Origin of the sequence: Enterobacter sp. 118C5 (assembly GCF_034107645.1) — a bacterium.
Lineage (GTDB): Bacteria > Pseudomonadota > Gammaproteobacteria > Enterobacterales > Enterobacteriaceae > Enterobacter > Enterobacter nematophilus.
Map to the genome: position 1 here is coordinate 331512 of NZ_JAWNEU010000003.1, position 14505 is coordinate 346016.

A 14505-nucleotide genomic window follows, 5' to 3' on the forward strand; every position below is an offset into this window, starting at 1 on the left:
ATCATGGCTTTAAAACGTAAAAACCTGGCGCGCCAGGCGGGCTTTACCTTGCTCGAATTAATGGTGGTTATCGTTATTCTCGGCGTTCTGGCGAGCATGGTGGTGCCGAACTTAATGGGCAATAAAGAGAAAGCGGACGAACAAAAAGCGACCAGCGATATTGTCGCCCTCGAAGGCTCGCTGGATATGTATAAGCTGGATAACCACCGTTATCCGACCACCGAGCAGGGCCTGCAGGCGCTGGTGACCAAGCCTGAAATCGCGCCAATCCCGAACGGCTACCGTGCCGACGGCTATATTCGTCGCCTGCCGCAGGACCCGTGGGGTGGGGATTATATTCTGGTGAGCCCGGGCGAACATGGCGCGGTGGACGTTTTCTCAGCCGGTCCGGACGGTGAAGCCAATACCGCTGACGATATTACGAACTGGTCTCTGGATAAGAAAGAGAAATAATGATTAAACAACGCGGCTTTACGTTGCTGGAAATTATTCTGGCGCTGGTGATATTTGCCAGCTGCGCCATGATGGTGGTGTCAACAATACCCTCGCGCAGCGGTGCGGATATATTTGGCCAGCAATTAAAAGCGCTCGTTGATTATGGTTCAGACCGTGCGGTGATGGACGGAAATATCGTCGGGCTGGTAATAACCACGGATAACTATCAGCTGGTCACGCTCGACGATAAAAACGGCGAACGTCGCTGGGTGCCGTTATCCGCAGGACGTATTACCACCAAAGGCGATTTCCCGGAGGAGATGCACGTGTCGCTCTCGCCGCAGCGCCTTGCCGCCACGGTAACCTCCGACCCGCAGGTCCTCTTTTTACCGGACGGTGAAATCAGCCGCTTCACGCTGACGCTGCAAAGCTACGACAAACAGCACCATTTCCGCGTGGTGTCGCAAGGCGCGGCCCCGGTATCGGTAGAAAACGATGGCTAACGGCAATAAAAAGCAAAAGGGGATGACGCTGCTGGAGGTGATGGTCGCGCTGACGATCTTCTCCACCGCCGCGCTGGCCCTGATGAACTCCGTCTCCCTGAACGTGCGTTTCACCCACGGCCTGGCCGACACGCTGCAGGCCAGCTGGGTGGCGGAAAATCAGCTGGCGGAAGCGCAGCTCACGAAAACCGACTTCCCGGACGCCGAGGCGCAGGGGACGGAAATCATGGGCGGGCGCGGCTGGAACTGGCGCAAGCAGCGGGTAAAAACCGCCGACGGCGTCTGGGCGAACGCGATCCGCGTCTACGCGGAAGGCGACGACAGCCAGCCGGTGATTGCGCTGCACATCATTCCGCCGGGAGAGAGCAAGTGAAGAAAACGCGACGCCAGCGCGGCTTTACCCTGCTGGAGATCATGATTGCCCTGACCATCTTCGCGGTGATCAGCACGCTGGCCTGGCAAATTCTGGACGGCGCGATGCGCACCAGTTCGGCGACGGATGCCAGCGCCGCAAAGCTAAACCAGCTGCAGCGGGCCTGGAATCTGATGGAGCGCGATTTTTATCAGCTTCAGGCGCGCGCGCCGCGCAACGAGTCGGAGCTGTTTCGTCAGGAGGGCGATGCCCTTGAGCTGACCACCCTGAACGGGGTGAGCGGAACGGTCCAGCTGGAGCGCGTGCGCTGGCGGCTGGAAGAGGGGCGTCTGTACCGTGACGTCTGGCCGGTGATTGACGGCCCGGCGGACGTCAAACCCGATGAAGTGCCGATTGTCGGCGAGGTGAAATCCCTGCAGTGGCGTTTTTACCGGCAGGGCTGGCAGAAAAGCTGGAGCGACCCGGCGCATCTGCCGGACGGCGTGGAGCTGACGCTGACCATGGAAAACGGCGACACCTGGCGCTGGGTCTTCACGACCCCGGGCGATATGCCTGAAGCGGCTGCGCCCGCGCCCGCCGCTGCGCCAGAGGCCGCGCCTGCACCGTCGCCAGCACCAGCACCGGAAGCAAAATCATGAGTGCATTACGTAAACAGAAAGGGGTCGCGCTGCTGGTGGTGCTGATCCTGCTGGTCATGATATCGGCGCTGGCCGCCAAAATCAGCCAGCAGTTCTGCCGCAACCTGCAGAAAACCCATTACCAGGTAAGCCAGCAGCAGCTGCGCTGGGCGATGCAGGCGCAGGAGAAGGTGGTGAAAGACCGGCTGCAGACCGACGCCAGCGGTGAAAACAAGGCCCTGAACCTTGACGGCGACTGGCACCAGCCGCTGGAAACCCGGGGCGAAGATTACACGGTGGTCAGCCAGGTGGAAGACGCGCAGGACTGCTTTAACGTCAACAACCTGCTGGCCGCAGAGAAAATACCGCAGGGGCAGAACGCGCCCGCCGTGCCGGAAAAACCGCGCAACGAGCAGATTGTTGAACAGATCCTGACGGAAAGCGGCATCAGCCACGCTGCGGCGGAAGAGGTTTATCAACAGCTGGTGGACTATCTCGATGGCGACGCGACGACCGCCAAAGACGGTGCAGAGAGCGATGCCTGGGCGGGCGTTGTGCCCGCCCGCCAGCCCGCGAACCAGATGATGCGCACCATTGCTGAGATCAAACAGCTGCCCGCGTTCCCGGTAGCGGCATACCCGAAGGTGAGCAAGCTGCTCTGCGCGCTGCCGGACTCTGCCAGCAAGGTGGATGTGAACACCCTGAAACCGGAGCAGGCCGCCTTACTGGCCGCCCTGTTTCCCGGAAAATTAACGGAAGATGACGCCGTTCGCCTGATTGATTCGCGTCCTGAAACCGGCTGGGAAAATATGGAAACCTTCAGCAAGGCGCTGGAGCAGACCTTCCCGCAGTTGAAAGACGATCTCCCGCAGGTGGCCGAGCTTCTCTCCACCAGCAGCCGGTATTTCCGCGTGAACTATACCGGCAATACCGATGAGTTAACGCTTCGCGTGGTTAGCCAGCTTCAGGTCAATAACGAGGCCGGTGAGATCGTGACGTGGCAACGTCGTTACCGAATGATTGAATAAGAAAAGTAGATCGCTATGAAACAGGTGCTTTTAGTTCGTCCCGATAACCGCGAGGGCGGGAAAATAATGGTCTGTGTCTCCGGCAGCCAGCAGGTTGAGACGCTGGAGAGCCTGGACGCGCTGGCGGACCATCCGCTGGCGGCCCGTGTTTGTCTGCTGCTGCCCGCCAGCAGCATGATCTTCCGCCATTTTACGCTGCCGAAGAAAGTCGCCTCTCAGGCGACGGCGTTCTCGTGGATGGCGGAAGAGACGCTGATTGGCGACGTGGATAATCTCCACTGGACGGTGCTGAACAAAAAAGGCGCCGAGGTGGATGCGGTGGCGATAGACGCCGACCTGCTGCGCGGGTGGTTAAGCCGCTGCCAGGAGGCGGGGCTAAAGGTGATCCAGGTGCTGCCGGATGCCTGGCTGCTCCCCGTGTCGGCGGGCGGAAGTACCCTTGTTGCCGTGGATGACGGCTACTGGCTGCGCTTATCACCGCACGTGGCCAGTGAGATGGAGGCGAGCCTGCTGCCGCTTCTGATGCAGAAGGCCGGAGGGGGGGAAGTGTGCTGTTACGGCGAAGCGCCTGCTGGTGTGGCCGTCGACATTGCCCAGGCATGGCAGCATCCGCTGGTGCTGATCCAGCCCCAGTGGCAGGCCTGTCGCGTCACGCTCCTGCACGGTGAGTTCAGCCCTAAAGCGGGTAACGGTAAAGCCTCGAAAGGCGTTAAAGCGGCGCTCGCCGCAGCGGGCCTGCTCTCTCTCGGCCTGTTGCTGGGCCCGCGCGTCGCTATGGCCTGGATGCTGGTGCAGCAGGAGAATCAGCTTCAGCAGGAGATCCTGCAGGTTTACCAGCACCATTTCCCCAGCATGCGCCAGCAGACCAATATCAAATACCACTTTGGTCAAAATATGAAAAAGCAGAGCAAAGGGGTGTTTCTGCAGCTGGAAGACCTGGAAAAAGCCAGGCAGGCCGTGCCCGCGCTGGAGATCGCGCTGCTCGAATACGATGCTCAGCAAAACACGCTGACGCTGAGCGCCAGTTCGCAAAGCCAATCCGCGTTGCAGACGTTTGTAAACCAGGCGGGGGAGTATTTCGATTTCACCTTACAGCCTGTTTCGACCTCCGCTCCTTATACCGCCATGATCGCAGGGAAATATAAATGAAAGAGCGAATCACGCAGCTTAAGTCTCGTTACCAGAATTACAGCGCCAGGGAAAAAATTATTCTGAAAATATGTGCCGCCGCGATAGCGGGGGCGGTTATTTATTATGCGGGCATGATCCCGCTGGATAATATGATTCAGAACAGCAAGGCCACGCTGACCAGACAAAAAGAGACGCTGAACTGGATGCGCAGCGAAATAGATAAAAACCATCTTCAGGTCCAGATTGTCAAAACGGATAATCCACGCACGGTGGTAGAGAACAGCGCCCAGGAAATTCATCTCCCTCTGGCGGATGTGCGTCAGGATGGGCAAACCTTATCGTTCGTGGTCAGCCGCGTAAACGTCTACGAATTGAAAAACTGGCTGCGGGAAATCAACCAGACTTCCGGCGTCAGGCTGCAGAAAATGAACCTCACGCCGGTGGATCATCTCAGCGATGTGAAAGCGGAAGTCCAGCTCACCTGGAGCAAAAACGCATGAGTACGTTCGCGCTGATGCGGGACGTTTACCCGGTGGGGTTCCCGTTAATGAGTGCGATCTTCGGCGGCATTGTCGGAAGCTTTCTTGGGGTGGTTGCCGAACGCGTGCCGGGCATGGTCATGCAGGAAGAGGGTGGCGGTAATCTGCTCTTTCCGGTCTCGCATTGCCCGGCATGTCAGCACACGCTGGCCGCCTGGGAGAACATCCCGCTGGTCAGCTGGCTTGTATTACGCGGGCGCTGCCGGGAGTGCAAAACGGCTATCCCCCTGCGGCTATTTTTAATCGAGCTTTTTTCCGCACTGTTTTGCGGCATCACCGCCTGGTGGATGCCGGACATCCAGTCACTCTTTGCCGTGTGGCTGCTGGCCGCCTTTTTGCTGCCCCTGGCGATAATCGACTGGCGATATCAGCTCCTGCCGGATTGTCTGACGCAGCCGCTGCTGTGGGCAGGATTATTGTTCCATGCGTTTGACCACACGCTGTTGCTGCGCGATGCGCTGTTCGGTGCGGTAGCGGGCTACCTCTCCCTCTGGCTGCTCTACTGGGCATTTCGGTTGTTTACCGGACGGGAAGGGCTGGGATATGGCGATTTTAAGCTGCTGGCGGCCTTAGGCGCCTGGTGCGGCTGGCAGGCGCTGCCTTCGATTGAACTCGCGGCAGCGCTGAGCGGTATTGTGGGTTATTTCACCGTAAATAATTTAAATAAAAATAACCTCACTATTTCTTTCGGACCGTATCTCTCATTTGCTGGAATAGTGGTGTTTATTGGACAGCAGTTTGCTTTCATATTTTAAATATACGGGTCAAGTTTTTTTATAAATTTTTTTGACGGTGGAAGAGAAGGACGCCTCTTTGCGCTCAGTGTATCGTAAGAGATATAAGCTACACGGAATTTGGGCTTGTATCTTTTTATGGAGGAATACAACGCAGCAAAACGTTTTTTATTGTCACGGTTTTCAGGTTGGTTAAATAAGCTTTACGCAAATAGACTCCATGCTCTCAAGGAAGACATGGATTATTACGTTACGTATAAATTTATCAGGAAATAAAAATGAAATTTATGAAGCCTAAATATCTGGCGCTCTTTATTGCGGCGGCAACCAGCTCCGCATTTGCAGCGGCGCCAGGCGCACCGACTCTCGGCTACGGCAACGACAAATTTGCCCTGGTTGAAGTGGATCAGAATGCTCAGGATTATAACAATCTGGTCAAAGTGCATAACGATGGCGTGGATGTCAAAGTGGAATGGAACGTCTGGAGCGGCGATGCACCGACTTCAGCTAAAGTTCTGCTGGACGGACAGACCGTGTGGACCGGTGCAGGCGGCGCGACGGGCTCTGCTACGTTCAAAGTGAAAAAAGGCGGACGCTATCAGGAGCAGGTAGAAGTGTGTAATGCCAGCGGCTGTGCGAAAAGCGCCAGCAAGCTGATTATCGTCGCTGATACCGACGGTAGCCACCTGCTGCCGCTGAATGCGCCTCTGCAGGAAAACAACAAAACCTTCGCGAAGCACACCGACAAGGTGGTTGCAGCCTACTTCCCTGAATGGGGCGTTTACGATCGTAACTTCACGGTAGATAAAATTCCTGCGGCCAACCTCAACCACATTCTGTACGGCTTTATTCCAATCTGTGGCGGCGACGGCATTAACGACGGCCTGAAAACCATTGAAGGCGGCAACAGCTTCCGCGTGCTGCAGAACGACTGTAAAGGCCGTCCTGACTTCACCGTGGCAATTCACGATCCATGGGCCGCGCTGCAAAAATCTCAGGCAGGCGTCTCCAACTGGGACGACCCGTATAAAGGTAACTTTGGCCAGCTGATGGCGCTGAAAAAAGCGCATCCGGACCTGAAAGTGCTGCCATCCATCGGCGGCTGGACGCTCTCCGATCCGTTCTTCCACATGGGCGATCCGGCAATTCGCGCCCGCTTCGTCTCCTCTGTGAAAGAGTTCCTCCAGACCTGGAAATTCTTTGACGGTGTGGATATCGACTGGGAATTCCCGGGCGGCGGCGGTGTAACCGAAACCCTGGGCAATCCGCAGCAGGATAAAGCAACCTATACCGCGCTGATGCACGACCTGCGCACCATGCTGAACGAGCTGTCTGCTCAGACTGGCCGTACCTATGAACTGACCAGCGCCATCGGTGCAGGCCGCGATAAGATTGAAGACGTGGATTACACCACTGCTCAGCAGTACCTCGACCATATCTTCCTGATGAGCTACGACTTCTACGGCGGCTGGAGCAACACCGTTCTGGGTCACCAGGCTGCACTGCGTGCGCCAGCATGGCGTCCAGACACCGACTACACCACTGAAAATGGCGTTAACGCGCTGCTGTCACAGGGCGTACAGCCAGGCAAGATCGTGGTGGGTGCGGGCATGTATGGCCGCGGCTGGACCGGCGTGCATGGCTACACCGGCGACAATCCATTCACCGGTACCGCTACCGGGATGGTGAAAGGCACCTGGGAACCTGGCGTGGTTGACTATCGTCAGATCGTTAATGAGTACAAAGGCAAGCCAGGCTGGGAATATGGTTATGACGCGGACGCAGAAGCACCATATGTCTTCAATAAGTCTACCGGCGACCTGATCACCTATGAAGATGCACGCTCTACCGCCGCTAAAGGCAAGTACGTGCTGTCTAAAAACTTGGGTGGTCTCTTTGCCTGGTCCATCGACTCTGATACCGGCGACATCCTGAACGCGATGAACGAAAGCCTGCTGGGCGGTTCTACCCCGGTTGATCCGGTGGTCACCAACCACGCGCCAATCGCTTCCTCTGCGGATCAGAACGTCTCTGGCCCGGCAACCGTCACGCTTGATGGCTCTGCTTCCAGCGATCCGGATGGCGATGCTATTACCTACAAATGGACCCAGGTTTCTGGCCCATCTGTGACCATCACCAACAGCACCAAAGCGAAAGCGACCTTCAACATTCCGGCAGCGACCAGCGACCAGAGCATGACGTTCCGCCTGACGGTTACGGATGCAAAAGGCCTGAGCAACGCAATTGATGTGCAGGTTGTGAACAAAGCGCCGAAAGCGAACCAGGCTCCTGTTGTGAACGCAATGGAAGCGGTAACGCTGCAGGCAGGGGAAACCTATTCTCTGCATGCGCAGGCTGCGGATCCAGACGGTGATGCACTGACCTACGCCTGGAGCGTTCCAGCGGATATGCACGCCACCGGTACTGATACCGCGAACGTAAGCATCACTGCGCCAGACGTTGCCTCTACGTCGACTTACACCCTGAGCGTGGTCGTAGGCGATGGTAAAACCAGCGTGCAGTCTAACGTGCAGGTTACCGTGAATCCGAAACCGGCTGACGTTACGCCACCGGCTGATGACGTAACTCCTCCGGCTGATGATGTGACGCCTCCATCTGATGATGTCACTCCACCGTCTGACGAAGGTTCTGCAACCGGTAGCTGCGACGCGCCTGTCGATGCTAACGCCAGCAAATATGCCGCGTGGGATGCCAGCAAAATCTACAACAATGGCGATACCGTAAGCTTCGACCATCTGGTGTGGAAAGCGAAGTACTGGACGCAGGGCAACCAGCCTGGCTTCGGTGTGGATGCCTGGGAACTGGTCAGCGACGTGAAGATGAACTGGCGTTCTGACCTCGTCTACAACGGCGGCGAAACCACAACCTACCAGGGCAACGTTTACCGTGCCAAATGGTGGACCCGCGGTGATAACCCGGCCAACAGCGATGTATGGGTGAAAGAAGGTCCTTCAACAGACTGCAAATAATCTAGCCCAATAAACACTCACCATTCCCGCTGGGGATGGTGAGTGATTCAAACTTCATTTTACAGGATGTTGCTAAGGAGAAATCACTGACGCTTACAGCAGGTAAAAATGAAAAAGTTAATATTGTTGTTATTGATAATAAGCCAAAGCGCGCTGGCAAATTGTTGGAACAGAGCCGCGCACTATTATCATGTCGATCCCTATTTATTGTATGCCATTGCTAATGTTGAATCCGGTATGAATCCATATGCGATTGGGAAAAATCATGACGGCACGCGTGATGTCGGGCTAATGCAAATTAACAGTACACATTTTACGGAGCTGGAAAGCAGAGGCATTGACGAATATCGACTGATGACCGAGCCCTGTACGTCCATCATGGTCGGCGCCTCGATCCTTTCCGGGATGATCAAGGTGTATGGCTATAACTGGGAAGCGGTAGGCGCCTATAACGCCGGGTTAAAAAAAGAGAATTATCCGCAGCGAATGATGTATGCCCATAAGGTCTGGAAAAAATATCAGCAGTTGAAATTAGCGGCGCAATAAAAAGGTTTTTTATTTTTGAAGAATTCCCAAGGGTGTTCTTCGAAAAGTGAAAACAGCTGTCTGTGGTTTATTTATTAAAGGATTAATACATAAGCCGGGATTTAACTTTAACTTCAATTAACAGGAATACTGAAATGAATAAAAGGACGTTACTGAGTGTACTCGTTGCCGGCGCATGCGTAGCACCGTTTATGGCGCAGGCTGCCTCGCTGCAGGCGACCACCAGTGAACCATACACCATGAAAGCCAGCGATCTGGCGAAGAAAGAGAAGGAATTGACGGATTTCCCGCTGATGGCTTCGGTTAAAGAGACCATCAAGACGCTGGATAACGCCCAGGTAGAACTGATTGAACCAGGCCGCGCGGCGAACCCGGACAACGTGAAGCGCGTTGAAGGGATCGTGAAGGCCAGCGACTGGGAATATCTCTTCCCGCTGCGCGCTCAGGCATATACCTACAGCAACTTCCTGAAAGCGGTGGGTAAATTCCCGGCGCTGTGTAAGACCTACAACGACGGTCGCGACAGCGATGCCATCTGCCGCAAAGAGCTGGCAACCATGTTTGCACACTTTGCTCAGGAAACCGGCGGGCACGAAAGCTGGCGTCCGGAAGCCGAGTGGCGTCAGGCGCTGGTTCACGTGCGTGAAATGGGCTGGAGCGAAGGCCAGAAGGGCGGCTATAACGGCGAATGTAACCCGGACGTGTGGCAGGGGCAGACCTGGCCGTGCGGTAAAGATAAAGACGGCGACTTCCTGAGCTACTTCGGTCGCGGTGCGAAGCAGTTGTCCTACAACTACAACTACGGTCCTTTCTCTGAAGCGATGTACGGCGACGTGCGTACGCTGCTCGACAAACCTGAGCTGGTGGCGGACACCTGGCTGAACCTGGCGAGTGCAATCTTCTTCTTCGCCTACCCGCAGCCGCCAAAACCAAGCATGCTGCAGGTTATCGACGGCACGTGGCAGCCGAACGATCATGATAAAGCCAACGGTCTGGTCCCCGGCTTCGGCGTGACCACCCAGATCATCAACGGCGGCGTAGAGTGCGGCGGCCCGACTGAAATTGCCCAGTCTCAGAACCGCATCAAGTACTACAAAGAGTTCGCGAACTACCTGAAAGTGCCTGTTCCGGCCAACGAAGTGCTGGGCTGCGCCAACATGAAGCAGTTTGACGAAGGTGGTGCTGGTGCCCTGAAGATTTACTGGGAACAGGACTGGGGATGGAGCCCGGATACGCCGACGGGTTCAACCTATGCGTGCCAGCTGGTGGGTTATCAGACGCCGTTCAGCGCCTTTAAAGACGGTGACTACACCAAGTGCGTGCAGAAGTTCTACAACGTCAACATCGTAAACGATGACGGCTCTGCCGTAACGCCGGACGAAACCCCGGTAACGCCAGCGCCTTCAGAAGATGAAACGCCGGCACCGGCTCCAGCGCCGACGCCGGATGAAACCCCGGCTGAGCCTGTTGCGGTGAACCATGCACCGGTTGCGCATATTGCGGGCCCAATAGGCGCCGTTGAAGCGGGCGCACAGGTTTCTCTGAGCGCGGAAGGTTCTACCGATGCGGATGGCAACAAGCTGACCTACACCTGGCGTTCTCAGGATGGTCAGACCGTGACCGGCGAAGACAAAGCGGTGGTAACCTTTACTGCACCAGAGTTTGCAGCGGCGCAGCAGATTGAAGTGAGCCTGACCGTCAGCGATGGCGAGCTGAGCAGCACCACTTCCTATCTGCTGAACGTGAAGGCGAAAGCATCAACGCCTTCTCAGGATGACGGTGCTTACCCGGCGTGGAGCGCGAACAGCAAGTACAACGCAGGTGATATCGTGAACAACCACGGTAAACTGTTCCAGTGCAAACCGTTCCCGTACAGCGGCTGGTGTAACAACGCCCCGGCATACTATGAACCAGGCGCAGGTCTGGCATGGGCTGATGCCTGGACGGCTCTGTAAAAGCGAAACGGCAACCGAAAGGTTGCCGTTTTTGTATTTGCACTTTCCCCTCACCCTAACCCTCTCCCCGGAGGGGCGAGGGGACCCAGGCAAAAAGGCTAACGGTGCAACTTCCCGTGATCCCGTAACCACGCCGCCGTGCGCACAATGCCTTCATCCAGGGTCACAATTGGCTTATATCCCAGTTCAGTCTCAGCGCGCGTGATATCCAGCGTAAAATCAAAGTTAAGCTTCGATACGCCGTAGTGCGTCAGCGCGGGCTCCTTGGCGGATTTACTGCCAAAACGCTCCATGCTGCGGGCGATCATGTCCAGCATCGGGTAGGGCACGGAACGGATACGGCAGTCGATCTGCAGTTCATCAATCAGCCGCTGCACGATGCTGCGCAGCGTGCACGGTTCACCGTTGGTGATGTTATAGGCGCGGCCGGAGATCAGCTTATCGCAGTCCGGCTGGCTTGCCAGCCACATGGCGTGGACGGCATTTTCGTAATAGGTCATGTCCACCAGCGCATCGCCGCCGCGCGGCAGCAGCACGCTGCCGTAGTGGTGCATCATCTGCGCCAGACGCGGAATAAACACTTTGTCGTGCGGTCCGAACAGGCTCTGCGGGCGCAGGACGGTAAAGCGGGTATGCGGGTTTGACTGCGCCAGCAGGTCGATCACCTCTTCGCTGGCCGCCTTGCTGCGGGCAAACTCGCAGGCAAAGCGAGCAGGGCGGAAATCTTCCTGCACGTCGCGATGGTGGTGATAGTCGAAGTAGAGCGACGGGGAAGAGATATGGATAAAGTTACGCACGCCCCAGGCGACGGCCCATTCGCCCAGACGACGCGTGGCGCGCACGTTGGCGAGATCGAAGGCTTCCTGGGTTCCCCACGGGGAGGTAAAACTGGAGCAGTGCCACAGCGTGTCGATACCGGCGAGCATCACCTTCGCCTGCGAGGAGACCAGCTCCGTCAGGTCGGCATGGACGAATTCCGCGCCCATTTTTTGCAGCAGTTTACCCATCGCTTCGTTGCGACCGGTGGCCCTGACGCTGATGCCCTTGTTGCGCAGAAATTCGACCGCATTTCGGCCTAAGCCGCTGGTCGCCCCGGTAACCAGTACCTTCATATCAATCCACTGTGTTGAAAAGAATTTCGTGCGCATTCTTTCGTGAATTACGATGTGTTGCAATGGGAAAGGTGAAAGAAAGAGGGTTTTATTAACTTATTTTCGTCTTTTGTTCTGCCAGTAGCGCAATGCGTTTTGCCATTCCCCGGAAGATAAACAGATGGGCGGGGATCATAAACAGCCAGTAGAACAGACCCGGCATCCCGTGCGGGTGCCACCAGGCGCGAACGTCCAGCTCCCGGTGGTCGCCTTTGTCCTTGAGGGTAAAGCAGAGTCGCCCCAGCCCCGGCGCCTTCATGCCGAACAGCAGCGCCAGCTGTTTTTCCGGCTCGACGATGATCACCTTCCAGCTGTCGACCGCATCGCCTGGCTTAAGATACGGATGCGCCGGGCGACCTTTCGCCAGACGGTGGCCGACCAGCAGGTCCAGTGCGCCGCGCGTTTGCCAGAGAATATTGCCGAAGAAATAGCGCTCTTTGCCGCCGATCTGGTTCACCACTTCCCACAGCGCGTGAAGGCTGGCAGAGGTTTTTACCGTGCAGCCCGCCTGCTTCGGGTAATAGCCGTACTCGGGGCGCCAGCGGGCAAAGGCCTGCGCGTCGTAGCCCCAGTCGCTGGAGTTCACCAGCTTCTCTTCTTCCTTCAGCGTATGGCGCACCGCGTCGTCAAAGCGGATCAATTCCTGGGGGATCAATGCGCGCAGCGCCCGATCGTCCGCCAGCAGATCGTGCTTTAGCCCCTGGATCAGCGCTTTCGCGGTCGTCGGGGGAACCGAGGTGATCACATTCAAAAACCACACCGAGATCCACCGGGTCGGGAAGGGGATGGGCACCAGCCAGCGTTTGCGGCCGCTCACCCGCATAAAATGTTCGAACTGCTCCTGATAGCTCAGCACTTCCGGGCCTGCCGCCTCCAGCACGCGGTGCTGCTCTGCCGGGCGATCCAGCAGGGCCACCAGATAGTGGAGAAGGTTCTCCAGCGCAATCGGCGTGGTGCGCGAGCGCACCCAGCGCGGCGGGGTCAGCACCGGCAGGTTGTAGACCATATCGCGCATCACTTCGAAAGCGGCGGAACCCGCGCCGACGATGATCCCGGCGCGCAGTTCGGTAACGGGAATATTCGCCCCGCGCAGCGTGTCGGCCGTCAGCTGGCGGGCGCGCAGATGGTCGGACTGCTCGTGTTCGGGCGCCTGGAGCGAGCTTAAAAAAATCACCTGCTTCACCGGGGTTTGCAGCAGGGCATCGCGGACGTTCATCGCCACCTGCCGCTCGTGGGCGATAAAATCCCCCCCTTCGCCCATGCTGTGAACCAGGTAGTAAAGCGTGTCGACCCCTTCCAGCAGCGCGGGAAGTTCCTTCGGCCAGTTGAGATCGACGTTGTGACAGGTCACGCAAGGCAAAGCGAGTTTTTGCAGACGCTCGGTGCTGCGTGCCGCTGCCCGCACCTGATGCCCCTGCTGGCTTAACGCAGTGGTGAGATGCTGACCAATATATCCGCTGGCGCCAAGCACCAGAATGCGTTGCGGCACGTGATGCTCCTTAGCGCTGTAAAAACGCCTGCCAGTGTTTCACCACGTCCGCCAGCTGTTCGCGGCTCACGTCGAGATGCATCACCAGGCGCACGACCGGGGAGGCGTTGATCAGCACGCCACGGGCTTTCATAAATTCGCCCAGCGCAGCGGCGTGCTCGTCGCCCACGCGCACGAACAGCATGTTGGTGTCGTGACGCATCACGTCCGCGCCTATCTCGCGCAGCTGCGTTGCCATCCACGCGGCGTTATCGTGATCGTCCTTAAGGCGCGCCACGTTGTTTTTTAACGCGTACAGTCCCGCAGCGGCCAGAATGCCCGCCTGACGCATGCCGCCGCCGGTCATTTTACGCCAGCGGTTGGCGCGCTTGATGTAGTCCGCATTGCCGACCAGCAGAGAACCCACCGGCGTTCCCAGACCCTTAGAGAGGCAAATGGTGAACGAGTCGCAATATTGCGTTATCTCTTTCAGCTCGCAGCCGTACTCCACGACGGCGTTGAAAATGCGCGCGCCGTCGACGTGCAGGCCGAGTTTACGCTCGCGGGTGAATTCCCACGCGGCTTTCAGGTATTCGCGCGGCAGCACTTTGCCGTTGTGGGTGTTTTCGAGGCTGAGCAGCCTGGTGCGGGCGAAGTGAATATCGTCGGCTTTGATTTTCGCCGCGACTTTATCCAGCGGCAGGGTGCCGTCCGGCGCGGCGTCAATCGGCTGCGGCTGGATGCTGCCAAGCACCGCCGCGCCGCCGGCTTCGTACAGGTAGTTATGCGCGCCCTGGCCGACGATATACTCTTCGCCGCGCTCGCAGTGGCTGAGCAGCGCCACCAGGTTCGCCTGCGTGCCGGTCGGCAGGAACAGCGCGGCCTCCTTGCCGCTCAGCTCTGCCGCATAGCGCTGCAGTTCGTTGACCGTCGGGTCATCGCCGTAGACGTCGTCCCCGACCGGGGCGGCCATCATCTCTTCGAGCATGGCGCGGCTCGGGCGGGTAACGGTATCACTACGCAAATCAATCATTT

General features: G+C 57.4%; 14 protein-coding genes. 11 read left to right on the top strand and 3 right to left on the bottom strand.

Annotated features, from left to right (window positions below):
• The first annotated feature begins 3 nt into the window (after nt 1-3).
• From gspG to UTO39_RS09275, 11 genes are all read left to right on the top strand, one after another.
• Nucleotides 4-453 carry a type II secretion system major pseudopilin GspG gene (gspG, locus tag UTO39_RS09225; protein WP_006809430.1) on the top strand — a complete coding sequence of 150 codons (450 nt, stop codon included), beginning with the start codon at nt 4-6 and terminating at the stop codon, nt 451-453.
• Nucleotides 453-938 (top strand): type II secretion system minor pseudopilin GspH, encoded by a 486-nt coding sequence (gspH, locus tag UTO39_RS09230; RefSeq protein ID WP_320727017.1) that lies wholly within the window; start codon nt 453-455, stop codon nt 936-938. The genes gspG and gspH overlap by 1 nt, the downstream gene beginning before the upstream one ends.
• Nucleotides 931-1311 (top strand): type II secretion system minor pseudopilin GspI, encoded by a 381-nt coding sequence (gspI, locus tag UTO39_RS09235; RefSeq protein ID WP_061098732.1) that lies wholly within the window; start codon nt 931-933, stop codon nt 1309-1311. The genes gspH and gspI overlap by 8 nt, the downstream gene beginning before the upstream one ends.
• Nucleotides 1308-1949, top strand: a complete 642-nt coding sequence (gspJ, locus tag UTO39_RS09240; RefSeq protein ID WP_320727018.1) for a type II secretion system minor pseudopilin GspJ — start codon at nt 1308-1310, stop codon at nt 1947-1949. Before gspI ends, gspJ begins: the two co-directional genes overlap by 4 nt.
• Nucleotides 1946-2956 carry a type II secretion system minor pseudopilin GspK gene (gspK, locus tag UTO39_RS09245; RefSeq protein ID WP_320727019.1) on the top strand — a complete coding sequence of 337 codons (1011 nt, stop codon included), beginning with the start codon at nt 1946-1948 and terminating at the stop codon, nt 2954-2956. Before gspJ ends, gspK begins: the two co-directional genes overlap by 4 nt.
• A gap of 15 nt (nt 2957-2971) precedes the next feature.
• Nucleotides 2972-4105 carry a type II secretion system protein GspL gene (gene gspL / locus UTO39_RS09250; RefSeq protein WP_320727020.1) on the top strand — a complete coding sequence of 378 codons (1134 nt, stop codon included), beginning with the start codon at nt 2972-2974 and terminating at the stop codon, nt 4103-4105.
• On the top strand, nt 4102-4587 hold the full coding sequence (gene gspM, locus UTO39_RS09255) for a type II secretion system protein GspM (RefSeq protein WP_151412811.1): 486 nt from the start codon (nt 4102-4104) through the stop codon (nt 4585-4587). Before gspL ends, gspM begins: the two co-directional genes overlap by 4 nt.
• Entirely contained in the window at nt 4584-5381 is a 798-nt protein-coding gene (locus UTO39_RS09260; protein ID WP_320727021.1) for an A24 family peptidase, read from the top strand. The genes gspM and UTO39_RS09260 overlap by 4 nt, the downstream gene beginning before the upstream one ends.
• Nucleotides 5382-5638: 257 nt before the next feature.
• Nucleotides 5639-8350, top strand: coding sequence for a glycosyl hydrolase family 18 protein (locus UTO39_RS09265; protein WP_320727022.1), 2712 nt, complete (start codon nt 5639-5641; stop codon nt 8348-8350).
• A gap of 108 nt (nt 8351-8458) precedes the next feature.
• Nucleotides 8459-8896, top strand: coding sequence for a type III secretion system invasion protein IagB (gene iagB, locus UTO39_RS09270; protein WP_061098725.1), 438 nt, complete (start codon nt 8459-8461; stop codon nt 8894-8896).
• Between the two features lie 134 nt (nt 8897-9030).
• Nucleotides 9031-10851 carry a glycoside hydrolase family 19 protein gene (locus UTO39_RS09275; protein WP_320727023.1) on the top strand — a complete coding sequence of 607 codons (1821 nt, stop codon included), beginning with the start codon at nt 9031-9033 and terminating at the stop codon, nt 10849-10851.
• A 98-nt stretch (nt 10852-10949) separates the two neighbouring features.
• On the opposite strand, the gene UTO39_RS09280 is transcribed toward UTO39_RS09275, so the two are convergent.
• The 3 genes from UTO39_RS09280 to ltaE all read right to left on the bottom strand — a co-directional run bounded on the left by UTO39_RS09280 (nt 10950) and on the right by ltaE (nt 14503).
• Nucleotides 10950-11963 (bottom strand): NAD(P)-dependent oxidoreductase, encoded by a 1014-nt coding sequence (locus UTO39_RS09280; protein WP_028012536.1) that lies wholly within the window; start codon nt 11961-11963, stop codon nt 10950-10952.
• 91 nt (nt 11964-12054) lie between these two features.
• Complete coding sequence (locus tag UTO39_RS09285; RefSeq protein ID WP_320727024.1) at nt 12055-13491, bottom strand: DUF2867 domain-containing protein; 1437 nt, start codon at nt 13489-13491, stop codon at nt 12055-12057.
• A 10-nt stretch (nt 13492-13501) separates the two neighbouring features.
• Nucleotides 13502-14503, bottom strand: a complete 1002-nt coding sequence (ltaE, locus tag UTO39_RS09290) for a low-specificity L-threonine aldolase (protein WP_320727025.1) — start codon at nt 14501-14503, stop codon at nt 13502-13504.
• Nucleotides 14504-14505 lie beyond the last annotated feature (2 nt).